22 protein-coding genes are annotated in these 26,263 nt (G+C 39.7%); 14 read left to right on the top strand and 8 right to left on the bottom strand.

Annotation, left to right across the window (positions count from 1 at the left end):
* Positions 1–102 precede the first annotated feature (102 nt).
* Positions 103–261, top strand: a complete 159-nt coding sequence (locus H6G73_RS15670; protein WP_313948216.1) for a hypothetical protein — start codon at positions 103–105, stop codon at positions 259–261.
* 279 nt (positions 262–540) lie between these two features.
* Here the strand turns inward: H6G73_RS15670 and H6G73_RS15675 are convergent, their stop codons facing one another.
* Positions 541–963 (bottom strand): KGK domain-containing protein, encoded by a 423-nt coding sequence (locus H6G73_RS15675; RefSeq protein ID WP_190606078.1) that lies wholly within the window; start codon positions 961–963, stop codon positions 541–543.
* A gap of 361 nt (positions 964–1,324) precedes the next feature.
* On the opposite strand from H6G73_RS15675, the gene glsA reads away from it, so the two are divergent.
* Positions 1,325–2,239 (top strand): glutaminase A, encoded by a 915-nt coding sequence (gene glsA, locus H6G73_RS15680; RefSeq protein ID WP_190606080.1) that lies wholly within the window; start codon positions 1,325–1,327, stop codon positions 2,237–2,239.
* A gap of 24 nt (positions 2,240–2,263) precedes the next feature.
* Here glsA and H6G73_RS15685 read toward each other — a convergent pair whose 3' ends face one another.
* Entirely contained in the window at positions 2,264–3,694 is a 1,431-nt protein-coding gene (locus tag H6G73_RS15685) for a hypothetical protein (RefSeq protein ID WP_190606082.1), read from the bottom strand.
* A 435-nt stretch (positions 3,695–4,129) separates the two neighbouring features.
* Between H6G73_RS15685 and psaA the strand changes: the two genes are divergently transcribed.
* From psaA to H6G73_RS15705, 4 genes are all read left to right on the top strand, one after another.
* Positions 4,130–6,388, top strand: a complete 2,259-nt coding sequence (gene psaA / locus H6G73_RS15690) for a photosystem I core protein PsaA (RefSeq protein WP_190606083.1) — start codon at positions 4,130–4,132, stop codon at positions 6,386–6,388.
* A 107-nt stretch (positions 6,389–6,495) separates the two neighbouring features.
* Positions 6,496–8,721 carry a photosystem I core protein PsaB gene (gene psaB / locus H6G73_RS15695; protein WP_190606085.1) on the top strand — a complete coding sequence of 742 codons (2,226 nt, stop codon included), beginning with the start codon at positions 6,496–6,498 and terminating at the stop codon, positions 8,719–8,721.
* A 221-nt stretch (positions 8,722–8,942) separates the two neighbouring features.
* Positions 8,943–9,407, top strand: a complete 465-nt coding sequence (locus tag H6G73_RS15700; RefSeq protein WP_190606087.1) for an REP-associated tyrosine transposase — start codon at positions 8,943–8,945, stop codon at positions 9,405–9,407.
* A 134-nt stretch (positions 9,408–9,541) separates the two neighbouring features.
* Complete coding sequence (locus tag H6G73_RS15705; RefSeq protein ID WP_190606089.1) at positions 9,542–11,356, top strand: P-loop NTPase fold protein; 1,815 nt, start codon at positions 9,542–9,544, stop codon at positions 11,354–11,356.
* 156 nt (positions 11,357–11,512) lie between these two features.
* Here H6G73_RS15705 and H6G73_RS15710 read toward each other — a convergent pair whose 3' ends face one another.
* From H6G73_RS15710 to H6G73_RS15725, 4 genes are all read right to left on the bottom strand, one after another.
* On the bottom strand, positions 11,513–12,862 hold the full coding sequence (locus H6G73_RS15710; protein WP_190606091.1) for a TldD/PmbA family protein: 1,350 nt from the start codon (positions 12,860–12,862) through the stop codon (positions 11,513–11,515).
* A 36-nt stretch (positions 12,863–12,898) separates the two neighbouring features.
* Positions 12,899–14,338, bottom strand: coding sequence for a TldD/PmbA family protein (locus H6G73_RS15715; protein WP_190606093.1), 1,440 nt, complete (start codon positions 14,336–14,338; stop codon positions 12,899–12,901).
* Between the two features lie 79 nt (positions 14,339–14,417).
* Positions 14,418–15,875: a cysteine--tRNA ligase gene (gene cysS, locus H6G73_RS15720; RefSeq protein ID WP_190606095.1), complete on the bottom strand. Its 1,458-nt coding sequence runs from the start codon at positions 15,873–15,875 to the stop codon at positions 14,418–14,420.
* Positions 15,876–16,080: 205 nt separating this feature from the next.
* A complete protein-coding gene (locus H6G73_RS15725) occupies positions 16,081–18,993 on the bottom strand; it encodes a UvrD-helicase domain-containing protein (RefSeq protein WP_190606096.1) in 2,913 nt (970 codons plus the stop codon).
* 184 nt (positions 18,994–19,177) lie between these two features.
* On the opposite strand from H6G73_RS15725, the gene H6G73_RS15730 reads away from it, so the two are divergent.
* From H6G73_RS15730 to H6G73_RS15745, 4 genes are all read left to right on the top strand, one after another.
* Positions 19,178–20,314, top strand: coding sequence for a CobW family GTP-binding protein (locus H6G73_RS15730; RefSeq protein WP_190606208.1), 1,137 nt, complete (start codon positions 19,178–19,180; stop codon positions 20,312–20,314).
* An 87-nt stretch (positions 20,315–20,401) separates the two neighbouring features.
* Positions 20,402–20,854, top strand: coding sequence for a D-aminoacyl-tRNA deacylase (gene dtd / locus H6G73_RS15735; RefSeq protein WP_190606098.1), 453 nt, complete (start codon positions 20,402–20,404; stop codon positions 20,852–20,854).
* Positions 20,855–20,972: 118 nt separating this feature from the next.
* Complete coding sequence (gene psb28, locus H6G73_RS15740) at positions 20,973–21,314, top strand: photosystem II reaction center protein Psb28 (RefSeq protein WP_190606099.1); 342 nt, start codon at positions 20,973–20,975, stop codon at positions 21,312–21,314.
* 62 nt (positions 21,315–21,376) lie between these two features.
* Positions 21,377–21,886, top strand: coding sequence for a MogA/MoaB family molybdenum cofactor biosynthesis protein (locus H6G73_RS15745; protein WP_190606101.1), 510 nt, complete (start codon positions 21,377–21,379; stop codon positions 21,884–21,886).
* A 202-nt stretch (positions 21,887–22,088) separates the two neighbouring features.
* Here the strand turns inward: H6G73_RS15745 and mraY are convergent, their stop codons facing one another.
* Together mraY and H6G73_RS15755 are read right to left on the bottom strand one after the other, a co-directional pair.
* The gene (gene mraY, locus H6G73_RS15750; protein WP_190606103.1) at positions 22,089–23,192 is read right to left on the bottom strand and encodes a phospho-N-acetylmuramoyl-pentapeptide-transferase; all 1,104 of its coding nucleotides are present in this window, start codon (positions 23,190–23,192) and stop codon (positions 22,089–22,091) included.
* An 81-nt stretch (positions 23,193–23,273) separates the two neighbouring features.
* Positions 23,274–23,516, bottom strand: a complete 243-nt coding sequence (locus tag H6G73_RS15755) for a DUF3134 domain-containing protein (RefSeq protein ID WP_190606106.1) — start codon at positions 23,514–23,516, stop codon at positions 23,274–23,276.
* Between the two features lie 238 nt (positions 23,517–23,754).
* Between H6G73_RS15755 and H6G73_RS15760 the strand changes: the two genes are divergently transcribed.
* From H6G73_RS15760 to ndhO, 4 genes are all read left to right on the top strand, one after another.
* Entirely contained in the window at positions 23,755–24,339 is a 585-nt protein-coding gene (locus H6G73_RS15760; protein WP_190606108.1) for a PAP/fibrillin family protein, read from the top strand.
* A gap of 303 nt (positions 24,340–24,642) precedes the next feature.
* On the top strand, positions 24,643–24,858 hold the full coding sequence (locus H6G73_RS15765) for a photosystem I reaction center subunit IV (protein WP_190606110.1): 216 nt from the start codon (positions 24,643–24,645) through the stop codon (positions 24,856–24,858).
* Positions 24,859–25,067: 209 nt separating this feature from the next.
* A complete protein-coding gene (locus tag H6G73_RS15770; protein WP_190606111.1) occupies positions 25,068–25,904 on the top strand; it encodes a DNA-formamidopyrimidine glycosylase in 837 nt (278 codons plus the stop codon).
* A gap of 109 nt (positions 25,905–26,013) precedes the next feature.
* On the top strand, positions 26,014–26,229 hold the full coding sequence (gene ndhO, locus H6G73_RS15775) for an NAD(P)H-quinone oxidoreductase subunit O (protein WP_190606113.1): 216 nt from the start codon (positions 26,014–26,016) through the stop codon (positions 26,227–26,229).
* Positions 26,230–26,263 lie beyond the last annotated feature (34 nt).

Consider the following 26,263-nt stretch of genomic DNA (forward strand, 5'->3'; position numbering starts at 1 on the left):
ACTGTTATTCAAATGTCTTTTTACACTCAATATGTCTGTTTTTATTCTCAATTAGATGTTTTCTCTCCGTAATTTCCCTCTGTGACAGTTAGGGGGCGGAAGGTGGGTTATAATCGATTTGGCTTTGAGCCATCTGTGAACTATGAAATTGCATCTCCCTTTCCAGTACCAGAAGATGTGTTTATGGTTAAACCTCTATCAGGTTATAGCAAACATCATAGAGGTAAAGTTATTTATCCAGCAGCCTTTAACAACGTTTGACGGTTATGAAAATTCCGATGAATTCTGAATCGTCAACATCACTAATTATGCGTAAGTAAAGGTATTTGAGTTAGGTAATTTCTGGGTAAGTCCTGATTTATTTAATAAAAACTGAGTTTAGTTTAAGGATATTTTTGAAGTCAATCAACGAAAGAACAGGCTTTCTAGTCTAGACAAGAATAAGAGTTTCAGCTTATCCAGAAATGACGTTAATAAAGATATTTACCCTGAGTTCAAAAATCTTCAATGATTACAAAAATGAAATTTTGAGAGATGTTATTACCTAGAATATATAGGGTGTAAATTTACCATGGGTGGTGATATATGATTATTTATCTCACCTTGATCAGGAGCAAATTCTAATTGAATTTCTTCAATGTGTTCTTGAGCAAATACAATACAAATTGTAATTTTTAGTTGGCCTTTTTGCCAACCTTGGCTACCTACCTTTAATAATTGACAAGAATTGATGGTTTCAAACCGGAATTCTTTTGTGTATAAATAAGTCTCTCCAACAGAAAAGATACCTAAAGTATTAGCCATGATTCCTTGGCTTTGATTTTCAGCATTATATATTTGCTGGTTTAACTTATCTTTAATTTGCCGCTTTAATATTTCCTTTAATCTACTGATGATAAATGTATCTTTGCCAATAAGTAAAACATCATTATCTGAGTCTAATGGTATAAATAGGTGGTTCATATCAGTATCAATGAATGTTAATTCTTAGGTTTCAGTGCAATTGACCTGAATAATTGCCTTAGTTAAAAGAGTATAAGATTTTGACGTGATGAAATATAGTGCAAATACGCAATATAAGTAATTTATTTTACAAATGTCTTTTTGTGAATACATAAAAAGAGGAATTATCTCGAATATTTAATTAAAATGCCTCAAAAATAGAAAATGTTGTTGAGGTTGAATCTATTAAACTGGGGACATTAAAATGACTGTATTGCGACAAAGATTATTTTGCGAAACTAGTGATCATCAATATCAAAATTAAGTATTTTCATGCTAAAATACTAATAAATTTATACTTCATAACGCAATTATATTGGTATTGGCGAGATTAAAAACATTAAATGCGGAGCATTTACAACGCTGGGTACAAGAGGCGAAAATTCAATCTGTAACAGGAAATGTTCTAGATAGGATTCCACCTTTAGCTATGGTGAATCCTCGCTTATTTGGAGTATATATCTGCTGTCAAGGTGAAAAAACTTACAGTGCAGGAGATACAGGTTGTATATTTCCCTTGATGAGTACCATTAAGCCATTTGCATTACTTTATCTATTGGAGCATTTTGGAACAGAAAAAGTGTTGCGATGGGTTGGAGTGGAACCGTCAGCAGCACCTTTTAATTCTTTGGAACAGCTAGTTAGTGATGGTGGATACCCTCGTAACCCAATGATTAATAGTGGTGCTATTACCCTAGCTGATAAATTTCCTGGAGAAGATGGGTATTCTCGCTCTAGCCTTTTCTATACATGGTTAAATAATTTATCTGGCTCCGAACTACGATTAGACGCATATATACTAGATTCGGTTCGCTGTAATACTTCTAATAAAAATCAGGCGATCGCTCATTATCTACATCAAGTTGGACGCATTAATGATGTGCATCTATCTATTGATACATATGAGCAAATATGTTGTCTAGTAGGAAAAGTGAAGGACTTAGCGAAACTGGGAAAATTACTAGCTTGTGAAAGCGATGCAATCAGTTCTCAGCATCGAAGAATTGTTAATGCTGTGATGTTGACTTGTGGGTTATATGAGGCTTCTGCTGAATTTGCAGTCAAAGTTGGTTTACCAATGAAATCAGGGATAGGTGGTGGATTAGTAGCGATCGCACCAAATCAAGGAGCGATCGCCTGTTATAGTCCTGCATTAGATAGTGTGGGTAATCCTGTAGCTGGACTAGCATTTATGGAAACTCTATCTCAACAACTACAGTTAACTATCTTTACTTAATCACAACCAGACACAAGAATTTAGTCATTTCTTGAAAGCGCTACGATGTTGAAAGTATCTTCCTAATTCTTTCAATTCCGTTAATCCTGTTTTCTTCTGTTCCACCTCTGGAGTACGTAATGGAGTAGGTTCTACCTCTACTTCTGGAGTAGGTGAGGGAGTGGGTTCTACCTCTACTTCTGGAGTAGGTGAGGGAGTAGGTTCTATCTCTACCTCTGGAGTAGGTGATGGGGTAGGTTCTATCTCTACTTCTGGAGTAGGTGATGGGGTAGGTTCTATCTCTACCTCTGGAGTTGGTGACGGGGTTAGAGGTTCAGTAGCTTCTTTTTCAGGTAATTGTGGAACTTCCGTTTTTGGAATTGGCTTTTCTTCAATTGTAGGTAAAGATTCTACAGGAGGAGTCTGGGTTCTGTAATCTGGGTCTACAATACCTCTGACTTGATCAACAGTTAGTTCTCCTCTGACAATTTTTGATAGGGTATCTTTCCCTTGCGGATTGTAAGTTATTAATCTGACTGTTGTATTAAAGGCATTTTTGACAGGGATACCTTGATTGTCAAGAAACTCCAGTTTTACCCAGTTTTTACCAGGTTTAAAGCCTTTAAGATAAATGGGTTGCCAACGGTCTAAAACAAAGTTTTCACCATTAATTGTGCAACGAATCCGCCAATCACTAAATTGATCCCCTGCCTGATTTGGCGATTTTATATGTAAAGGTGCATTAGTTAAGTAAAAATCTAACAGAATGGGTTCTGCACCGTAACTTTCCTGAGGGCGACTGTAGGTCAGTAAAGGTAAAGTGCTATCAGGGTGGTTGTCATCCGTTTGAGTAAAAATGTGAAATGTGCTTTGGGCATAAGCACCCTCATTTTTAAAGCTTTCATGCCAAGGACGAACAGCGAAGACACGTATAGTATGTGTACCAGGTGTTAAGTCTGATATTGTTAATTCTTCATTAACATCATATACATTTTTAAATGGCTCATTATCTAACATTACGTGTAGATAAGAGCCTAATTGCCATTGGAAATCCTTATAGAGAGGTAAGTCTTGAACTTTTAACCTTATCGCTACAGTATTATCTTGGATAATTTCATCATGATGAGGTGTAACTATTGTTACTTGTGGCTGATAAGACTCTAAGAAAGAACGAAGTTCTTGAATAACTTCTGGGGGTGCTGTTTCCGAAAAATTACCAGCAATTTGAGAGTTTTGGGGTGCTGTTACTTGATTACTAAATATTAATTCTTGGCTTCCCGGCTTGTCGACACAACTACTTAAACTCAAGACCAGCAAAAACGTCATTACCCATTTCAAAAGCGGGAAACCTCCACTGAGAAGTTTCTCGAAAGCTGTTTTGCGCTCAGAGGCCATGCTTTCCACCCTGTCTAGATTTAAGTCAACTTTCTGATAACTGAAAGAATATTGTGGCTTAAACATTAGCTGACGAACCATAGCCCAAATGAGAAATTTTCATTGAGAATGGGACAGGTAAATTTTTTAGCTAAAGACTTGACAAAAAGTCACTTATTCCCCGCATTAAGGACTACAAACCTAAGGTTCTCCTTTGTAAAAAAGTAACTAGTCACGAATATCTAGTTCATGACCATAAATTTTACGAATTGTTATTCTTTGTAAATTAAATGAAGAATCTATTGACTTTTTTGCAATTGCTTTCAAGTTAAAAGGCAGATTAGACAACAAATTTGGGGATTTTGAATTATTGTTAAAATGTCTCCAACAAAGTACAAGTACAGACTCTATAATTCAACAGAAACAACTATCCAAACAGTCTCTTTCCCCAGACTCTAAAAAATACCTAGAGACGCGGAGCAAGATTAACTGTATGGTAATCATGATTCCTCATTCCTGATTAAGAGAGGAGGTCGAATGACAATCAGTCCTCCGGAGCGAGAGGAAAAAAAGGCAAGAGTGATTGTTGACAATGATCCAGTTCCCACCTCCTTTGAGCGTTGGGCACAGCCAGGACATTTCGACAGAACCTTAGCTAGAGGTCCAAAAACCACAACCTGGATTTGGAACCTGCACGCCCTCGCCCACGATTTCGATACACATACAAGCGATTTAGAAGATATCTCCCGTAAAATCTTCGCCGCGCACTTTGGCCACCTGGCTGTAGTGTCTATCTGGTTAAGCGGGATGATATTCCATGGCGCTAAGTTCTCCAACTACGAGGCTTGGTTAAGCGATCCTTTAAACGTTAAACCTAGTGCTCAAGTAGTTTGGCCAATCGTAGGACAAGACATTTTAAATGGTGATGTTGGTGGTGGCTTCCACGGCATTCAAATCACCTCTGGCTTGTTCCAAGTATGGCGTGGCTGGGGTATTACCAACTCCTTCCAACTTTATTGCACTGCGATTGGTGGCTTGGTATTAGCAGGCTTATTCCTATTCGCTGGTTGGTTCCATTACCACAAACGCGCTCCCAAACTGGAGTGGTTCCAGAATGTGGAGTCGATGTTGAATCACCACCTGCAAGTATTGCTAGGTTGCGGTTCTTTGGGATGGGCTGGTCACTTAATCCACGTATCTGCACCAATCAACAAGTTGCTGGATGCAGGTGTTGCGATTAAGGACATCCCCTTGCCCCATGAGTTCATCTTGAATAAGGACTTGTTAACAGAGCTATATCCCAGCTTTGCTAACGGTTTGACTCCTTTCTTCACCTTGAACTGGGGACAATATGCTGACTTCCTGACCTTCAAAGGCGGTTTAAACCCAGTAACAGGCGGTCTGTGGTTGACTGATATTTCTCACCACCACCTAGCGATCGCTGTTCTGTTCATCATCGCCGGTCACCAATACCGTACTAACTGGGGTATTGGTCACAGCATCAAGGAAATTCTCGAAAACCACAAGGGCCCATTCACCGGTGAAGGTCACAAAGGTCTCTACGAAAACCTGACCACATCTTGGCACGCTCAATTGGCTACTAACCTGGCCTTCTTGGGTTCCTTGACCATCATCATCGCGCACCACATGTACGCGATGCCTCCATACCCCTATTTGGCAACTGATTACGCTACTCAGTTGTGTATCTTCACTCACCATATTTGGATCGGTGGATTCTTAATTGTGGGTGGTGCTGCTCACGCAGCAATCTTCATGGTGCGTGATTATGATCCCGTCGTTAACCAAAACAACGTGTTGGATCGCGTCATCCGCCATCGTGATGCTATTATTTCTCACCTGAACTGGGTTAGTATTTTCCTTGGCTTCCACAGCTTCGGACTATACATCCACAACGACACCATGCGTGCCTTGGGCCGTCCCCAAGACATGTTCTCTGATACTGCGATTCAATTGCAACCAGTGTTTGCTCAATGGGTACAAAACCTGCACACACTGGCTCCCGGTGGCACAGCCCCCAACGCTTTAGAACCCGTTAGCTACGTATTTGGCGGCGGTGTTCTGGCTGTAGGCGGAAAAGTGGCAGCAGCAGCTATTCCTTTAGGTACAGCTGACTTCCTGATTCACCATATCCACGCCTTCACCATTCACGTCACCGTTCTCATCCTGCTGAAAGGTGTACTGTTTGCCCGTAGTTCTCGTCTGATTCCAGACAAAGCTAACTTGGGCTTCCGCTTCCCCTGCGACGGTCCAGGCCGTGGTGGTACCTGCCAAGTTTCTGGTTGGGACCATGTATTCTTAGGTCTGTTCTGGATGTACAACTCTCTGTCAATTGTAATTTTCCACTTCAGCTGGAAAATGCAGTCTGATGTCTGGGGTACAGTAGATGCAGATGGTGTGGTATCTCACATCACTGGTGGTAACTTCGCTCAAAGCGCAATTACCATCAACGGCTGGTTGCGTGACTTCCTGTGGGCGCAAGCTTCACAAGTAATCAACTCCTACGGAAGTGCGCTGTCTGCTTACGGACTCATGTTCTTAGGCGCTCACTTCGTATGGGCATTCAGCTTGATGTTCCTGTTCAGTGGTCGCGGCTACTGGCAAGAACTGATTGAGTCCATCGTTTGGGCACATAATAAACTGAAAGTAGCACCAGCAATTCAGCCTCGCGCTTTAAGTATTACTCAAGGTCGGGCTGTAGGTGTAGCTCACTACCTATTAGGCGGAATTGCCACAACCTGGGCATTCTTCCACGCACATATTCTTTCAGTAGGGTAACAATTCAGCTGAGTTTTGGATTTTGGATGGACGCAAAAATCCAAAATCCAAAATCTAAAATTTTCGCTGATAGCTGATGGCTAAAGGTCAGAGGAATCATCAAACCTATGGCAACAAAATTTCCAAAATTTAGCCAGGATCTCGCACAGGACCCGACTACTCGTCGGATTTGGTATGCGATCGCTACAGGCAATGATTTTGAAAGCCACGATGGCATGACGGAAGAAAGTCTTTACCAAAAGATTTTCGCCACCCACTTCGGTCACTTGGCAATTATCTTCCTGTGGGCATCCAGCCTCCTGTTCCACGTAGCCTGGCAAGGTAACTTTGAACAGTGGATTAAAGATCCCCTCCATGTCCGTCCTATCGCCCATGCGATTTGGGACCCCCACTTCGGTAAACCAGCAATCGAAGCGTTTACCCAAGCTGGTGCAAGTAATCCTGTAAACATTGCTTACTCTGGTGTTTACCACTGGTGGTACACCATTGGGATGCGGACAAACCAAGAACTTTACATCGGTTCCTTAGGTCTACTCCTATTCGCCGCTCTGTTATTGTTCGCTGGCTGGTTGCACTTACAACCCAAATTCCGCCCCAGTCTTGCTTGGTTCAAGAGTGCTGAATCCCGCCTGAACCACCACTTAGCTGGTTTGTTCGGTGTTAGCTCTCTAGCTTGGGCAGGTCACTTGATCCACGTTGCTATCCCCGAAGCTCGCGGACAGCACGTAGGTTGGGATAACTTCTTAACCACCGCGCCCCACCCAGCAGGTTTAACCCCCTTCTTCACTGGTAACTGGAACGTTTACGCTCAGAACCCTGATACCGCTGGTCACATCTTCGGTACATCCCAAGGTGCTGGTACAGCTATTCTCACCTTCTTGGGCGGCTTCCATCCTCAAACAGAAGCTCTGTGGTTGACTGACATCGCTCACCACCACCTAGCGATCGCTGTACTCTTCATTGTTGCTGGTCACATGTACCGTACCAACTTCGGTATCGGTCACAGCATCAAAGAAATGATGAATGCCAAAACTTTCTTTGGCAAACCCGTTGAAGGCCCCTTCAACCTGCCTCACCAAGGCATTTATGACACCTACAACAACTCTCTGCACTTCCAACTAGGTTGGCACTTGGCTTGCTTAGGTGTTGTTACCTCCTTGGTAGCACAGCACATGTACTCCCTGCCATCCTATGCGTTCATCGCTAAGGATTACACTACACAGGCAGCGTTGTACACCCACCACCAATACATCGCCATCTTCTTGATGGTTGGTGCTTTCGCTCACGGCGCTATCTTCCTAGTTCGTGACTACGACCCTGAACAAAACAAGGGCAACGTACTCGACCGGATGCTACAGCACAAAGAAGCATTGATTTCTCACCTCAGCTGGGTATCTCTCTTCTTAGGCTTCCACACCTTAGGCTTGTACGTTCACAACGACGTAGTAGTTGCTTTCGGTACTCCTGAAAAGCAAATCTTGATTGAACCTGTATTCGCTCAGTTCATTCAAGCTGCTCACGGTAAGGTACTCTACGGCTTAGACACCTTGTTGTCTAACCCCGACAGCGTAGCTTACACCGCCTACCCCAACTACGCTAACGTTTGGTTGTCTGGCTGGTTGGATGCTATTAACTCTGGCACCAACTCCCTCTTCTTAACAATTGGCCCTGGCGACTTCTTGGTACACCATGCGATCGCTCTAGGTCTACACACCACCACCCTCATCCTAGTCAAAGGTGCTTTGGATGCTCGTGGTTCTAAGCTGATGCCCGATAAAAAGGACTTCGGCTATGCCTTCCCCTGCGACGGTCCTGGTCGTGGCGGTACTTGCGATATCTCCGCTTGGGACGCTTTCTACCTGGCTCTGTTCTGGGCATTGAACACAGTAGGTTGGTTAACCTTCTACTGGCACTGGAAACACCTGGGTATTTGGCAAGGTAACGTTGCTCAGTTCAACGAAAACTCCACTTACCTGATGGGCTGGTTCCGTGATTACCTCTGGGCTAACTCTGCTCAGTTAATCAACGGTTACAACCCCTACGGCATGAACAACCTGTCTGTCTGGGCTTGGATGTTCCTCTTCGGACACCTAGTTTGGGCTACTGGTTTCATGTTCCTCATCTCTTGGCGCGGTTACTGGCAAGAGTTGATCGAAACCTTGGTTTGGGCACATGAACGTACTCCTCTAGCGAACCTGGTTCGTTGGAAAGACAAGCCTGTTGCTCTCTCCATCGTTCAAGCTCGTTTGGTTGGTCTAGCTCACTTCACCGTTGGCTACTTCGTAACCTACGCAGCGTTCCTCATTGCTTCTACTGCTGGTAAGTTCGGTTGATCCTAACTGCTAGTTTTAGGTAAGTAACAAAAAAATCCCCTACCGCAAGGTGGGGGGTTTTTTTATGGGCGGGCAAGATGCCCACACCACAAAAGTTATATCAATTACAAGAAATATACAAATGGAATTTTCTGTTTGGAGAATGGGAAATATGGATTATGGGCGGGCAAGATGCCCACCCCACAATAAACATAGAACAATAAAGAACTATCAATATAGTTATGGAAGAAGCAAGGTTAAAAATTTACCAGAGGACATTACCTCATTGGGAGTTGGATGGATCAACTTATTTTATTACTTTTAATACTTGGGAAAAGTTAGAACTTACTCCAGAGGCTAGGAGGGTAGTTTTTAATTCTTGTCTATTTTTTAATAATAAAAGATATAAGATATTTGTTTTTGTTGTGATGAGAGATCATGTCCATCTACTGATGCAGCCTTTACTAAAGTCTGAAAATGAGTATTGGCCACTCAGTAGTATTATGAATAGTATCAAAAGTTATAGTGCTAAACAAATTCCCAAGGTGATGAAACATATAGGAACTGTTTGGCAAGATGAGCGATATGACAGAATTGTCAGAAATGAAGATGAGTTTCAAGCATATTGGCAATATATCAGACAAAATCCTGTAGAAGCAGGTCTGTCAACAATTCCAGAAGATTACCCTTATTTTTGGCAAAGTTAAGAATAACCTCAATAATTACACATCCTCTCTTGTGGGGTGGGCATCTTGCCCGCCCTTGGCCATAAATGACAAGATTAGGCTAATTTAAGTGTTAGCACAATTTATACTGTAATAATTGGGAGTGAGAGGCGGTTATGACTGAAAGCACAAATCAAGCAAATGCTGGAGTTAATAGAGAAGAAGCTAAAAGTATTCTCAAGAGATTTTTTGAGAATGAAAATTATAGGGTTTTAGCTGTTAACGGAAAATGGGGTATTGGAAAAACCCATCTAGTACAAACTTTTTTAGAGGAACATCACAAAAACTATTATTTGTATGCTTCTGTTTTTGGTATTTCTTCAATTGAACAATTAAAAGCAAGGTTAATAGCTAATAATCAATCTTCTCAAGGAAAAACTGAGTCAATTGTTAGTTCTGCTAATAAATCTATTAATAAATTTATATTTAATATTTTTGAGTGGTTCAAGCGTATTTCGCAAAAATTAGAGAAAACTCCAAAACTAGACTTAAAATTATCAGAAAAATTCTCAATTCCAATAACAGGATCATTAATGTCTATCGCTGGTGATTTAGCACTTGAGATACTTTTTAATTTAAACGTTAGAGAAAATTCAATTATATGTATTGATGACCTTGAAAGAAAATCTAAACTACCACTAGATGAAATACTTGGGTTTGTTGAGTATTTAGCCCAGGAGTTAAAATGCAAAGTTGTTCTAATTTATAATGAAGATAATTTAGCAGAAATAGATAAAAAGGCATTACAGGATTATCGAGAAAAGGTAATTGATAGAGAATTTAAGCTTGATCCAACAGTAGAAGAAAATTTAGTTGTAGGACTGAAAGACATTCATAATTTAGAACATCGTGATTTAGAAGTATTTAACGAAGTATTTATAAAGGCTGGTACAAATAATATTCGGGTTATCAAAAAAACTGGATGGCTTATTAAGGAACTTATTCCCTTAATGAAGAATTGGGAGGATAGTTTACGTCATCAAATTATAAGAAATTGTATTATTATAAATCTGGCAAAAATTGACACAGATTTTTGTAAGCATTTTTCTATTACAATAGATACTATATTATCTTTAATAGACTCTAGATATGCAGATAAAAATAATGACAATTCTGAAAATAGAACAGTAGCTATTAATTTACTCTCTTGGCTGGGTTATAATATTATAAGTCTTGATAAAGAAATAATTCAGTTAGTAGAAACATCATTATACATCTCTGATACTTTTATTAAAAAAGGTGAGTTTCTCAATCAAAGAGAACTGAAAGATCAAATTATTCAAAAACTTTATAATATTGAAGGACTATTTTATATTTCATTTGCAGATAATGAACAAGAAATAGTTCATAAAATTGAAGGTTTCATTAAAGAGCATCATCTAGATTTGAGTATTTCCGAATTTGAACGAATTGAGAAATTGGCAGCAATGATAATGATGAAGTTGGATATCTCTTCTTATGAACGTTCGTTGTTAGAAAAATTGCTAAAAGAACATTTAGAAAGATATTATTATGATGATTTTAATTCTTTGAGAGTTAAGTTACATAAATATCCTGATTTGGAAATATGTTTGCAAGAAAAAAAGAATCATTATCAGCAAACTCTAAATATTAGTACAGCTTTAAGTGAAATAATTAGAGTTAATAACCAGCTATCATCCCTTAAATTGGAAGCAGCTAATGAATTTATCAATAATTGCACTGTTGATGAATTCTCTAAATGGCTTCAGAACGGTGATTCTGATTTATACTTAATGGTTAAAAAATTGCTGAGGATGGATTTACCTGCATCCAAAAATTTAGAACAAGCTATTCGTAGATTAGCTGCCAAAAGTGACCTAAATAAAAATAGAGCTAAGTATCTTTACAATATAGATATATATATAGATATAGATATAGATAATCCTTCTAATAGTGATGATGCAAATTAATTATTGATAAATCTATTTATTCAGCTTGTAGAATAGGGGCGGGCAAGATGCCCGCACCACAAGAGTTTCATTATTCAAGCCTGTACACCATTAGGACGAAATCTGCTGTAATTACACTGCCTGGGCTGCTGAAGATTCAGATCATATCAAGGCTTTTCACAAAGTGTAGGTGAAATCCTTTACCAACATACCAGGAACAAAACTACCACCTAATTGCCGACTATCGTATGTACCAACTTCCGGGATGAATTCTTGAAAGTTGGTCAAATCAACTAAATTATCTTCACCCCAGAAGCGATAGAGGCTTTCATCGAACCGTAGGTTTTCGATGGGAGCAACTATTTCACCGTTTTCTACCCAAAAGCAAGCGTAGCGGGTCATACCTGTGATTCTACCACTGGGGCGATCGCTCCAATTTAAATAATGTAAATTCGAGACGTATAACCCTGTATCTAAATTCGGTAAAATCTGCTCAAAGGCTAAATTTCCTGAGGCGATTTCTGGCGCACGTAAGCTTTCATAACTATTAGCACCATTGGCGATTTTTCCATATTCTTTGGCTGTGCGAGAATTGATGAGAGTGTTAACTAAATTGCCTTGGTCAATTAAGATTAGTTCTGGTGCGGCAATTTCCCCTAATTCGTTAAATCTTGGCACTAAACCTTTAGTGAAATTCTCTTTTAAATTAAATTTAGGTGAAAGATTTTTTTCTTGCCGTGATAATACAGCTAAAGCACTATTGCCTTGTTGAATATCAGCTTCACTAATTGCACCCCAAGACAGCATTGCCAATAAATCAGCGACCGCAGCAGGTGCAAAATAAGTTTTGTATTGTCCCCTGGGTATTTTTTTGGGTGGGAGAGACAGCATTTCTAATTGTTTTTTCCCATCTTTAATTTTGCCAAGATAAGCTGATTCATCCCACTCGTTACCCGCAAAAGTACCTTTTACTGCTTGTCCTGAAGGAATAAATAATGAATAATCTAAATTAAAGGAATCAGTAGCAAACCAATGTAGCTGGCCATTGGAATCTCCATAGGCTCTAACGACAACTCCACCTGCGTAAATACCAGTGAAATCTAAATCAGCTACTGATTCTAAAATTCGCTCAACTACGGTTTCTGTAGTTAATAAGTTGCCTGTATTAATTTCTCGACTGGTATGATTGCCTGAAGGTAAAACTAGATAGGGGTCTATGGGTAATAAAGGTATTTCGGCGCGTAATTCTTGTAAAGCTGTATATGCTAAATTTCCATCAACTTCCCAGTTACCTGTAAAAGGAAACTGACTGAAAATCCGGCGTTGTTCCGCCATTAAAGTTAATTCAATCCATCCATCTGCGACAAAACCAGTTTGTCTAACTTTGGCATGATTAAAGCGAGTAAATTGACTCCGCTCGCTTTTAAGTCTCACGGTGAATTGTTCATCTTCTGCTTTTTTCATCAGCAGAGTTTCTACTAGTTGATTAAAACTGGTTTCTAAAGCAGAGATTTCGTCAATCATCATAATTTTTATTGCCAAAGTTGATTTTATCAATTGACTTTAAGCACCACCGCCAAAAACTTCTACATTCGCAAATACACAAACTGGTGAACCATGTCCGACTGTAATGGCTTGGTTGGGTTCACCTTTGCCACAGTAAGGAGTGCCGTAAATTTGCCAGCTATGAACATCTCCAACTTGAATTAAGCTGTGCCAAAATTCTGGTGTGGTGGCGCGATAATTGGGATTACGAAGAGTTTTGGTAATTTTACCGTTTTCAATTAATTTAGCGTACTCACAGCCAAACTGAAATTTATAACGGCGATCGTCAATAGACCAAGAACGGTTAGACTCCATATATACGCCGTGTTCTATATTGGAAATCATGTCATTAAAGGTAGCGGTTCCTGGTTCTAAATTTAAGTTGGCCATACGGTCAATTGCTGGACGATTCCAAGAACAAGCACGGGCACAAGCTACTCCCGGTAAACCTGCTCTCTCTTGACTTTCTAAACTACCTAAACCCCTTTGTAGTACACCTTCTTTGATTAAATATTCTTTGGTGGCCACAGCACCAGTATCATCAAACCCATAGCTGGCAAATTCACCTTCAACGGTGGGGTCAAAGGTAATATTCATGAGTGATGAACCATATTTTAGGTTGCCAAAGTCTTCTTTGCTGACAAAACTGCCGCCGGCATAGTTGCGTTCATCTCCTAAAATGCGGTCAATTTCTAAAGGATGTCCCACACTTTCATGAATTTGAAGCATCATTTGGTCGGGGGCTAAAACCAAGGTGGTGCGAGTATTTGGGCATTCTTCGGCTGTTAGTAATTCTAAGGCTTGTTCACCTACTTGCTCTACTTGATGCCATAAATTATCTTGTCTAAATAGTTCCCATCCCCCTTGATAGGAATTAGCATGAGGGCCATTTTGAGTCCGCTGTTGTACTATGGAACCATCTTGAGCCGTGACTCCAAAATGAGTGACTAGAGCAATAATTTTTTGATATACCTGTGAACCATTACTGCTGACAAACCAAGTTTCTTTTTCACTGGTATTGGTACTAGCTGTAGTTTGAACGATTTTGTCATTCAGTTTCAGTTTGTGAGAAATGCGAATGAGTAAGTCATTGATTTCTCCTGTACTCAGTGCATCTAATGGTTCCAGAAAGGGTGAATTAAATTCACCGACTACTTTGGGACGCTGATTTTGACTAAAGGGATAAATCCACCATTTACTAGCAGCTATTGCTTGTTTATAGGCGATTTCTGCGGCTGTTTGCAGTCCCGGCAGTGTGAGGGAATTGGTGGCAGCATAACCTAAACAACCGTTGACCATGACTTCTAACATGGCTCCCATTGTCATTGATTTACCGTTACTTTCGGGTAAACCATCACGAACATAGTTAGTAGTAGCTGTTTCCTTAACTGCCCGAATACCAACCCAGTCAGCCGGAATATTCAGGTGAGAAATTGCAGTTGTTAGTTCTTTCCACATAGAATCAATTAAAAATTGAGACTTTATATTATGTTTTTCACGCAGAGACGCAGAGGCACAGAGAGAATTTTTAAATCGTTTATCTGTGCCAACGTGTACCTTCACGGCTATCAATTAAGGTGATTCCTTGTGCTTGCAATTCATCCCGAATTCGGTCTGATTCAGCAAAATTCTTGGCTTTTCTGGCTTCCTGGCGCTTTTGAATTAATTCCTCAATTGCTGCATCACTAATTCCATTTACGGTTGGAGTTTCTACTGTAGGCGTTGCAGTTAAGCCTAACACATCTGCTAAAATTACCAAGGTTTGCCATGTCTTCAGTAATTCATCTGCTGAGGTTTCTGTTTTCCCTTCATGTACTAAAATGTTTTTCTCCCGACGTAGTTCTTTCGCTAATTCAAATATTGTTGCTAAACCACCAGGAAAATTAAAGTCATCATTGACAGCTTCCTGAAAACGCTCAACAAATGAGTTTTCAATGTGGGAGGGATGGGGAATAAGTGAAGATGCTTCCCAACCCAATTTTTGACCATATTCATGGCCAAACAGTAAACCCTCTTTCAGGGTATGCCAACCGTTGGTTGCTGCTAATATAGCTTCATCGGTAAAATCTATAGGCTTGCGATAATGGGCCATCAAGACGAATAACCTTACTGCCATGGGGTCAACATCACGGTCTAGTAGTTCGCGAATGGTGATAAAGTTGCCCAAGGATTTGGACATTTTCTCCCCGTCTACCTTCACCATACCGTTATGTAGCCAGAAATTAGCTAAGGGTTTACCTGTGACGGCTTCTGATTGAGCAATTTCGTTTTCGTGGTGAGGGAAAATTAAGTCAGCACCACCAGCATGAATATCAATGGTATCACCCAGGCGATCGCGCACCATAGCCGAGCATTCAATATGCCATCCTGGACGACCTTTACCCCAACGGGACTCCCAAGCAGGTTCTCCTGGTTTCGCAGCTTTCCACAAGGCAAAATCAAAGGGGTCTTTTTTCTTTTGATATTCTGGGTCTTCTACATTTACCCTTTCACTCGCACCAGCTTGCATATCATCCAACTTACGACCGGATAATTTGCCATAATCAGCAAAATTCCGCACCGCATAATAAACATCACCCTCCGATGGATAAGCAAAGCCCTTGTGTTCTAAATCATGAATTAATCTTTGAATACCATTCATCGTGTGGGTAGCGCGGGGATACTCATCTGCTTCCTTAATCCCCAATCTTGCCATATCTTCAAAATACGCTTGGATGTAGCGTTCTGCTACCGCTTCCATCGTCGAATTTTCTTCCCGTGCGCGTTTGAGGATTTTATCATCAATATCGGTAAAATTCTGGACATAGCGCACTTGATAGCCAATGAATTGCAAATATCGACGCACCACATCCCAAACAATACACGCTCTGGCATGACCCAAATGGCAGTAATCGTACACTGTCACACCGCAATAGTACATCTTAACCTTTCCTGGTTCGACGGGGGAAAATTCTTCTTGACGGCGGGTGAGAGTATTGTAAATAGATAGGGTCATAACAGAGTAATGCTGCAATCTGACGATAAGCAATGATAACGTAAGTTGCGAGTGGGGAGATAGGTTGAGAGTAAAGAGTTTACTGTTACTTAACTCACAGCCATTAATCCACGACTGTATTTATAAGTGTAACGATATCCAACAACTGTTAGCCGACTATGGCAAGTAATAAAGTTAGTATATTTTGACTTACATACCGCTGACTTTATCTTTGCCTTATTAACATTGCTTTTTCAATGTCTTGCTTACTCAATATTTGGTAAACCTGACCGCGACAATAGTAAGCATCTGCGTATTCAGGATTAATCTTCAAAGCTTGGTTGCAATCTTCTATAGCACCAAAATAATTTTCTTGCCTAATTTTAGTCCATGCTCTGTTCAAATAACCAGGAAGATAATCAGGGCTAATTTCTAATATTTTATTAAAATCAACTAATGCAGATTGATAATTTTTAGCCTCTAGATTTTCTTTTCCTGCAATCATTAAATTTTCCACTAATTTTACCCGAATTTCCTGGACTTTATCTTCCCTTTCCGCTATTATGTATTGTTCATAAGCCAATAACCAATTCTTTTGTCTTTCAAAACCTCTAGCTCGATATCCGGCTTTCTTAACTTCATTGTTACTGTTCATCCAGCAACGTTCTTCTTCATCCAAACGACGTATCTTTCGCCATTCCTGTGCAGCTTCATCCCATTTATTTTCAACTTCTAAATATCTAATTTCACAGATTTTTTGGTTTTGCTGATACTTCTTACCAGCTTTCTGCCAACAATTAGCTGCTTCTAGCCATTTTTGAACTTTCTCAAACGCTTTGGCAGCATCTTCATACTTTTCTATATATTCCCATGCTTGTGCAGCATCTTGCCATTTTTCTATACATTCTAAATGTTTAATTTCACAACATCTCTGTTTTTGCAAGTTACCTATTTTCTGCCAACAATTAGCAGCATCCTGCCATTGTTCAACTTGCTGAAATAGTTGAGCCGCTACTTGCCAATTTGCTAATTCTACAAAAATATTTGCCGCTTCTTTATAACTACCTTCTTTTTGTAGTAATTTAGCTCTAGATTCTTTCTCTTTGATTTGATCTCCGGATTTTTTAAAACACTCAATCGCTTGTAAATAAAACTCAGCAGTTAAATAATATTCCCCTCTTTGCTGCCAGTCTTTCTGTTGAGAACCAACTCTATTTTCTAAAACGGTTTGTATATCTTTTTGTTCCCAATGTGCCTTTAATTCTCCGTCTTGCCAAAATTGAGAAATTTCTGCTTCCCAAATATTTAAAATTCGTCGAGCGCGAGTTATAGCCACATACAACAAGTTAAACTCTAATATCAGCGCAGGTTTTTCATTTTCCTTTAATCTGGCAGGTGTATTTAAAGCAGTGTGCCATAATTCTGAACGATATTGGAAAAAATTCACCAAGAATACAGTATCAAATTCCAGACCTTTCGCTTCTTCAATTGTAAATATTAAACTTGATTTTAATACTACCCTTAAATGTTCCTTGTCTTCATCCGTTCTCACTAAAATTGCATCACCTGGATGCAGTTGATTGAGGTAGGTTTGTATTTCATTTAAAGAAGCTTTCACAATGCGAGCTTTTTCACCATAATTACTCACAGGTTGAGAAATATTTCTTGGTAAAGACTTAAATAATAAATGATAACGTATTTTCAAAACTTGATTAGCTAAATTAACAAGTTCACCTACACTACGGAAATTATTCTTTAGTTCCTTTTCCTCAGGTATTGTTAGTTGGTGATTATGAAATATATTTGTCAAATTTTTCCAATCAAAACCACTGGGACTAATCATTTGATGTAAATCACCAGCAAAGTAAAGATTAGCTTGATGTGTCGTTAATTGAATTAAAGTTTCTAACTGTAAAGTTGCTAAGTCTTGAACTTCATCACAAACGATTAAATGATAAAGTTTCAGATTTCTCTGCACAATCAATCTCAGTGCTTGTCTAGTTAAATCTATTTCATCAAATCTTTTATCTTGTCTTAATTTATTTTGATACTGATTAAATAATCTATAAATAGTTATACGATGCTCACCGGCAATAATATTTTGGCATTTATGACTTAAGTTATTATATTCCTCTTGATTTAGACAACCTACTTGTAAATTTAACTGCAACCCTTTAATGATGCTACGAATTTGATCCCAAACCAATGCAGATGGATATTTTTTAATTTCTCTTTGACGTATATACCATTGTTCAAAAACTTGAAAGTCTACTTCATCTTCTGGTGAATAATTTTGACCATGTTCTCGGAGTATATCTAAGCATAGTTGCCTGAAGGTTTTAAAATGGAAAATATGATCAATTTCTGGATTATGACTACCAACTAATTTATAAAACTGTTCTCTAACATTATTCACCAATAAAGGATTGTAAGCGACATAAAGTCTTTGACTATGATGGGGATTTTGCTGATAATCATGCAAAAGCCGATATAAAGCTACAGTTGTTTTGCCAGTTCCCGCACTACCTTTGAGGAGGATATTATTTCTTGATGTAGCAAGTCTATATTCTTCTGCTGTAATTTTGATAGGTAAATCTGCATCCTGATTAATAATTGCTTGATACCATTCTGTTGGTGATTCTACAACTTGCCATTGAATATTACCGAGCAATTCGTCTTTATAGATGAAATTGGGATTATAATCTTCTTCTTCAAGTTGACTAAATTCGATTCGATTTCTTTCTTCTATGGATAAATCAATCCAATTAGATTCAATATTACCTACTGCTTCAATAGTTTCTGCATATAACCACTCTGCATCTGGTGTTCTGACTCTCGCAGCTGTTTGATTCAGATGATCATGATCACAAATATCTTGAACAGCAATATAAACTTCTATCTCTCCTGTTTCCGGTCGTCTAGATTTGTTGTAAGTGAAAATGAGACGACTCCCGCGATTAATTCTTGCTTCCCAAACTCGCTTACTTACTCCCTGAAGTCGTTTAACTCGCAACCCACCAGTAAATTGTCGTTGTTTCAACTTGTTAATACAATCCCATGTTTCTAACTGAAGTCTATCACTAGTAGTATTTTTACGTAGAAATTCTACGACATCTGGATGCAGAACGACGGAAACCATAGTGTTTGAGGAGCTTGGGTAGATGGGTGGTATCGAAATATAGTATATATAATTGATACCAGATTCATCTGCATCTGCCTAAATATAAACAAGATTCTTTAAATTAATCTCTGCTAAATCAGCAATGCCAAGTAGTCAAAATCAGGCTACCATTCAAAATAGACGAAAAGCCTACTGTATAACTATGCCATCAGCAGTTATTTCTGAATCTCAAGCAATGGATGCACCCAAACACGGTTTACCAGTCACAATTATTACGGGGTTTTTGGGTAGCGGTAAAACAACTTTACTTAATCATATTTTGACTAATCAGCAAGGTGTCAAAACTGCTGTTTTAGTAAATGAATTTGGCGAAATTGGCATCGATAATGAATTAGTAGTTTCTACCGAAGATAACATGGTGGAACTAAGCAATGGTTGTATCTGCTGCACTATTAATAATGATTTAATTGATGCTGTTTATCAAGTTTTAGAACGGGAAGAGAGACTAGATTATCTAGTTGTAGAAACCACAGGTTTAGCCGATCCCCTTCCCGTAGCTATGACATTTTTGGGAACAGAATTAAAAGATTTAACTCGCCTAGATTCCATTATTACTGTAGTAGATGCTGCCAATTATAGCTTGGATTTGTTTAACTCCCAAGCCGCTTTAAGTCAAATCACTTATGGCGATGTTATTCTGTTGAATAAAACAGATTTAGTTGATGAAGCTACTGCCAAAGATTTGGAACGAAAAATTAATGATATTAAAGAAGGTGCGAGAATCATTCGTACAAATCGTTCTCAAGTACCTTTACCATTAATTCTCAGTGTTGGTCTGTTTGAATCTGATAAATATTTTGATCAGACAACAGATAAACATGATCATCACCATCACCACAATCATGATCATGACCACGACCATGATCACTCAACCTGTGGTCACGACCATCATGACCATTCTCACTGTGACCATGACCATGACCATGACCACCATCACCATCATCATTCTCATCACCTAGAAAATGATGGTTTTATTTCCATCTCTTTCCAAAGTGATCAACCTTTTGCCATTAGAAAGTTTCAATATTTCTTAGATAATCAACTACCTACCAATGTTTTCCGCGCTAAGGGAATTATGTGGTTTGATGAAAGTCCACAACGTCACATTTTCCATTTGTGTGGTAAACGCTTCACCATTGACGATGATGAGTGGAAAGGTGAAAAGAAAAATCAATTGGTATTAATTGGTCAAAATCTTGATCAAGAAACCCTACTTCAGCAGTTAGAAAACTGTCTTTGTATTCCTTCTACCAGTCGAGGTAAAGGTTTTGGCAAGTAGTGATTAATTCAGTGGTGAGTATGGGTGGGGTCTTCCTACCCTTACACTGTTAAAGAAAGAATATTGACCACTGAAAATTAACAAATTATGCGTGTCATCATCCAACGAGTGAAATCATCTCAAGTAACTGTGAATGGAGAAGTTATCGGTGAAATTGGCCAGGGTTTAAATTTGCTGGTGGGTATTTCTGACCAGGATACTGACACTGAACTTGATTGGATGGTAAGAAAGTGTTTAGAACTGCGTCTGTTTCCAGATGAAAATGGGGAGGACAGGTGGCAAAAATCTGTTTTAGAAATTGGTGGTGAGTTGCTAGTAGTCAGTCAATTCACTCTTTATGGTGACTGTCGTAAAGGTCGTCGTCCTTCTTTTGACCGTTCTGCTGCACCTAAATTAGCAGAAGATTTGTACGATCGCTTTGTAGCTAAATTGAGAAATAGTGGTTTGCGTGTAGAAACTGGTAAATTTGGGGCGATGATGCAAGTATCAATTGAAAATGATGGCCCTGTAACCTTGATTTTGGATAGGGAAGCAGATTAGGGCACATAAAAGAGCAGAAAATAATATATCTTTACATTTTTCCTTTAGCTCAATGTCTAATGTCCAAATGATGAGAAAATATTAAACAATACATTACAAAATTTTAACTTCATTCATCATGGCAAAAATTCAGTTTTCTAGAGGTATTGACGAGGATGTCATCCCAGATGTACGTTTGACGCGGGCGCGTAATGGACAAAGTGGTACCGCAACCTTTATTTTCACCAATCCGAAAATTTTGGGACAAGACACCAACGAAGAAATTACTGGTATGTACTTAATTGATGAAGAAGGTGAAATCGTTATTCGCGAAGTCAAAGCTAAATTCATCAATGGTAGACCAGAATCATTAGAAGCAGTGTACCTGATGAAATCTGACGATGAATGGGATCGCTTTATGCGCTTTATGGAGCGTTATGCTCAAGAGTACGGTTTAGGTTTTAGTAAGTCAAAATCATAATCTAGTCATCAGTCAGTGGTCAGTAGCATCGACACACAACTGACAACTGACACAAAACTAATATGTCTAAACAGCCACACCCAGACTCATCAGCTATAAAAATTAGTTGTGCGGTTATGACTGTGAGTGATACCCGCAACACAGAAACAGATAAAAGTGGTCACTTGATTCAGGAATTACTGGTAGCAGCTAATCATCTTGTGGCAGCATATAAAATTCTGCCTGATGAACCTAGTCAAATCAAAGCAGAAATAGAATTCTTGGCTCAAAATGCAAATATAGATGCAGTTATTGTCAATGGTGGTACAGGTATTGCTCCCAGAGATACCACATATGATGCAATTGAACAGCTTTTAGACAAGACTTTGCCAGGATTTGGCGAACTATTCCGATTTTTAAGTTATCAAGAAATTGGTTCACGAGCGATCGCATCTCGTGCTGTAGCTGGTACATATAAAAATAAGCTTATCTTCTCTCTCCCTGGTTCTAGCAATGCTGTGCGTCTAGGAATGGAAAAGCTAATTTTACCGGAACTAGTTCATTTAGTGAATCAGGTAACAGGTGACAGGTGACAGGTGACAGATAAGAGTAAGAGACTTCTGTTCGCGCAGCGTGCCGTAGGCATACTCCTGAACTCCTGACCTCCTGCAACTTCTGCAACTTCTGCAACTCCTGCAACTCCTGAACTTCTGAACTTCTCACCTCCTGACCTCCCAAAGAAAAACCCCCAGTTTCCTGGAGGTTGATTTGTCTTCGATGATGTGTCAACAAAACTTACATTTTTATAGTTGTGATACAGATGAGGGCTAAAACTGCGGAGATAACGTAGAATGCAGCGACTACTTGCAGTTCTGTCCATCCAGATAATTCTAAATGGTGGTGTAAAGGGGCCATTTTCAACAGTCGTTTACCTTTGCCATCTGGCCCTTTTGTCGCTTTGTAATAGCTAACTTGTGCCATTACAGATAGGGTTTCGACAAAGAATATTCCACTTAAAATAAATAGGGCGACTAAGGTATTAGTTAGCAGTGCAACTGAGGCTAATGCACCACCTAAGGCTAAGGAACCTGTATCCCCCATAAATACGCGGGCTGGGTTGCGGTTATGAGCTAGAAATCCTAAACAACTACCGCTTAAAGCCGCACAAAAAATCATTAATTCCGGTGATGTGGGTGAAATTAATGCGCCTAATGCGAAGATAGCGATCGCTACTGTACCCGCAGCTAAACCATCGATCCCATCCGTTAAGTTAGTGGCGTTACTTTCCGCTACCAAAACGAAACCAGCTACAGGCCAAAATAAGAATCCTAAAGGTAAAGACAAACCCAACCAAGGCAAAGATATATTTGTTATATTAGTTTCACGGCTTGACATCAACCACAGGCAAAAGATAAGTGCAAATGCTATTTGCAAAGCTAGCTTCATTCTAGGTGATATGCCTTTATTGGACTTGCGGCGCAAAATTTGCCAGTCATCAATCCAACCAATCAAGCCATAACTGAGTGTTAAAGCAGATACAGCAACTACATCTTGAGCAAAGTTAGCAGCGATGCAAGCAACTACTACAGCTACAGGGATGAAAAAAATACCACCCATAGTGGGTGTACCTGCTTTTTTGAGATGGGCTTGAGGGCCATCCTCACGGATAATTTGCCCAGTTTTCAGTGCTTGTAGTAAAGGGATAACCCATTGACCTAAAACGGCTACACCCAAAGCACATAAAACCATGGGCAATGTTAATGAGGTAGCCTGCCAGGGTATCCTGTTACCCATCCAATCTAAAATCAAGGCGGCTGTAGTTAGCAATAGGGCTAACAGAGAGGCTAGCCCGATCCCAGAAATGTTTAATCCTTGGTCAGGTGATAATTTAGCGTCCACGAAAAATTTCCCTTCACTCCACACTTAATAAAACTGAACAAACGGGGCTGTTGATCAAACTTTGCCCCTGGCTTTCCTCACTTAATCTTCGTCTATCACAATATCGTCGTCATCATCATAATCAATATCGCCAATTCCGTCTTCTCCCCCTAAGAAATCAGCTATGACTTCCTCTTCATCATCGGAGAAATCTGGTTCATGAACGTCACGAGCGATGAGACGACCACTTGCTTGTAGCCAATCTAAAATTGAGGTCTCCTGCTTTAAGGGGATCACAGCAGCTCGTTGGTTGCGTGGTGCTTCACGAAGTGGAGAGTTTAACATATCTACGAAGACAAGAAAAGGTTTATGTAACTAGTCATTAAGAGTCTATCATTTGATACGGGCTAATTTAGTTCTACATTCAACTCTTTGGTTGCCCAATCCGAATTAAACAAGAATTTTAATTAAGTAGCCCAACGTCAAACAGGACGGCACTTTGAGTGACTTACGTATTTCCCCAACCAGAACATTAATATTTTCTTAATGCTGAGTAAATACTCATAGATTTGAGGTAAAGGCGATGATCGGAAAAGCTGCTCTCATGGATGCGATCGCAGGAACTAATCGCGGTTTACTAGCGACTGACCAACAAAAACAAGCTATTTTAGCAGCGATCGCTAATTTAGAAGACTACAATCCTACGCCACGTCCTATAGAAGCAAGTCACCTGCTAGAAGGTAATTGGCGTTTACTATACACCACCAGCAGAGCTTTGTTAAACCTAGATAGTTTGCCCTTATGTAAACTTGGTCAAATTTACCAATGTATTCGGGTAGAAACTAACAGCGTTTATAACATAGCTGAGATTTATGGTCTACCTTCCTTGGAAGGAATTGTCAGCGTTGCCGCTAAGTTTACCCCAGTTTCCGAAAAACGGGTCCAAGTGAAATTCCAACGTTCTATTGTTGGTTTACAACGATTGATTGGTTATCAATCACCAGCTAGTTTTATTCAACAAATAGAATCAGGAAAGAAATTTACTGGGCTTGACCTCCAGATTAACAGCGATCGCCAACAAGGCTGGTTAGATATTACATATATCGACCAGGATCTTAGAATTGGCAGAGGCAATGAAGGAAGTGTATTTGTACTGAGTAAAACATAAGTTAATCAAAAGTAACCGTTTGCGAACGACCTTATTGTATTACGGGTACTTTGTCAAGATGGTTGAATACATTTTTTCGGTATTCAGCATCAAGAAGCCAAGGAATCAAGGGAAGGCAAGGGAAGTAGATCAAAAATGGAGAAATCAATACTGTTGCTGATCATCTATGACTTGTCACCTCTCCTTACTCCACAACCTGACAAATAACTTAACAAAACCACAAGCACAGACCTTCAGGTTGTAGAGTGAAATCAATCAGCCCTAAATTCATTGGCAATTGATAACTCAAAGGGAAGATACAACATGGTTCAACGTGGTTCTAAAGTCCGTATTCTCCGCCCTGAGTCCTACTGGTTTCAGGATGTTGGTACAGTTGCTTCTATTGACCAAAGTGGCATCAAGTACCCTGTAATCGTCCGTTTTGACAAAGTTAACTACTCCGGGATCAACACCAATAACTTTGCCCTAGATGAGTTACTGGAAGTTGCTCCACCACCTGCTAAGGCAGCTAAAAAGTAGAAATTAGGATGGTACTGAGTGCTGAGTTTAAAACATCAAAATTTCTGATGGCATCAGTAAGTTTTTGGCGATCGCCTGAATACGCAAAACATAATAGTGTTGTTGCCAGGCGCATAGTGCCAATAAACTTGGTATGCTTGTTGGGTTCCTATCATTACATTGATAGGCAACAACTCTAAACTCAGCACCCAGTATCTATAAAGCTCTCAATGCCTGAACTGCCTGAAGTTGAAACAGTCCGGCAGGGTCTAAATCAACTGACCCTGAATCAAGGAATTACGGGTGGAGACGTGTTGCTAGCACGCACCGTCGCCTACCCGTTTTCTGTCGGCGAATTTGTCGCCAATCTCCAAGGCAGCGCCATTAAATCTTGGTATCGTCGCGGTAAATATCTTTTAGCTGAACTTTCTCCCCATCACGGTTGGCTAGGTGTACATTTGCGAATGACAGGTCAACTACTGTGGCTAAACTGCAATGAGCCTTTACACAAGCATACAAGGGTAAGATTGTTCTTTGGGGATCAGCAAGAATTGCGGTTTGTAGACCAGCGCACCTTTGGGCAAATGTGGTGGGTTCCCCCAGATGTGTCCGTTGAAAAAATTATGACTGGTTTAGCTAAACTAGCCGCAGACCCCTTTGCACCAGAATTCACCGTTGAATATTTAGCAACTAAACTGCAAAAGTCTCGTCGTCCTATTAAAACAGCGTTGTTAGATCAGTCTGTAGTCGCTGGTTTAGGTAATATTTATGCTGATGAGGCTTTATTTAAAAGCGGCATTTTACCAACCACCTCCTGTCCTGATTTAAAACCACAACAAATTGAAAAGTTGCGAACAGCCATAATTCAAGTTTTAGAAGCCAGTATTGCGGTGGGTGGAACTACCTTCAGTAATTTCCTGAATGTGAAGGGCGTAAATGGTAACTATGGTGGAGAAGCTTGGGTTTACAACCGGGCTGGGGAACCTTGCCGAGTCTGTGGAAATATCATCCAACGCATCAAGCTAGGTGGGCGTTCGAGTCATTTTTGCTCCCAGTGTCAACATTAGTTAAATTTAGTCTCATGATAGAAATACTCTCATAGTGACTTTGCTGCTTTCAGCCTTGGTGCAAGATACAATCCTGATAGAAGCGTTAACGAACTTGAGAGGACAAATCATGGCAGTAAAAAAGGGAGATATGGTTCGCGCTGTGCGTGAAAAGTTGGATAATAGTTTAGAAGCTAAAGCTAGTGACTCTCGTTTCCCTGCTTATTTGTTTGACACTAAGGGCGAAATTGTAGATATCAAAGGTGATTATGCCTTAGTGAAGTTCGGTAGAGTGCCAACACCAAACATTTGGTTAAAGTTGGAACAACTAGAACAGTTTAATTAAGCAATTAATTCATCAATGCCCTCAGACCAAAGTC

This window comes from Richelia sinica FACHB-800, assembly GCF_014698825.1.
Lineage (GTDB): Bacteria > Cyanobacteriota > Cyanobacteriia > Cyanobacteriales > Nostocaceae > FACHB-800.

Coding starts and splice junctions, on each gene's coding strand:
- H6G73_RS15730 (WP_190606208.1), top strand. CDS start 19,178: ATGCCATCAGCAGTTATTTCTGAATCTCAAGCAATGGATGCACCCAAA.
- H6G73_RS15685 (WP_190606082.1), bottom strand. CDS start 3,694: ATGGTTCGTCAGCTAATGTTTAAGCCACAATATTCTTTCAGTTATCAG.
- H6G73_RS15710 (WP_190606091.1), bottom strand. CDS start 12,862: ATGATGATTGACGAAATCTCTGCTTTAGAAACCAGTTTTAATCAACTA.
- H6G73_RS15755 (WP_190606106.1), bottom strand. CDS start 23,516: ATGTTAAACTCTCCACTTCGTGAAGCACCACGCAACCAACGAGCTGCT.
- H6G73_RS15675 (WP_190606078.1), bottom strand. CDS start 963: ATGAACCACCTATTTATACCATTAGACTCAGATAATGATGTTTTACTT.
- H6G73_RS15725 (WP_190606096.1), bottom strand. CDS start 18,993: ATGGTTTCCGTCGTTCTGCATCCAGATGTCGTAGAATTTCTACGTAAA.
- psb28 (WP_190606099.1), top strand. CDS start 20,973: ATGGCAAAAATTCAGTTTTCTAGAGGTATTGACGAGGATGTCATCCCA.
- H6G73_RS15760 (WP_190606108.1), top strand. CDS start 23,755: ATGATCGGAAAAGCTGCTCTCATGGATGCGATCGCAGGAACTAATCGC.
- dtd (WP_190606098.1), top strand. CDS start 20,402: ATGCGTGTCATCATCCAACGAGTGAAATCATCTCAAGTAACTGTGAAT.
- H6G73_RS15700 (WP_190606087.1), top strand. CDS start 8,943: ATGGAAGAAGCAAGGTTAAAAATTTACCAGAGGACATTACCTCATTGG.
- H6G73_RS15715 (WP_190606093.1), bottom strand. CDS start 14,338: ATGTGGAAAGAACTAACAACTGCAATTTCTCACCTGAATATTCCGGCT.
- ndhO (WP_190606113.1), top strand. CDS start 26,014: ATGGCAGTAAAAAAGGGAGATATGGTTCGCGCTGTGCGTGAAAAGTTG.
- cysS (WP_190606095.1), bottom strand. CDS start 15,875: ATGACCCTATCTATTTACAATACTCTCACCCGCCGTCAAGAAGAATTT.
- H6G73_RS15705 (WP_190606089.1), top strand. CDS start 9,542: ATGACTGAAAGCACAAATCAAGCAAATGCTGGAGTTAATAGAGAAGAA.
- H6G73_RS15765 (WP_190606110.1), top strand. CDS start 24,643: ATGGTTCAACGTGGTTCTAAAGTCCGTATTCTCCGCCCTGAGTCCTAC.
- H6G73_RS15745 (WP_190606101.1), top strand. CDS start 21,377: ATGTCTAAACAGCCACACCCAGACTCATCAGCTATAAAAATTAGTTGT.
- psaA (WP_190606083.1), top strand. CDS start 4,130: ATGACAATCAGTCCTCCGGAGCGAGAGGAAAAAAAGGCAAGAGTGATT.
- psaB (WP_190606085.1), top strand. CDS start 6,496: ATGGCAACAAAATTTCCAAAATTTAGCCAGGATCTCGCACAGGACCCG.
- H6G73_RS15770 (WP_190606111.1), top strand. CDS start 25,068: ATGCCTGAACTGCCTGAAGTTGAAACAGTCCGGCAGGGTCTAAATCAA.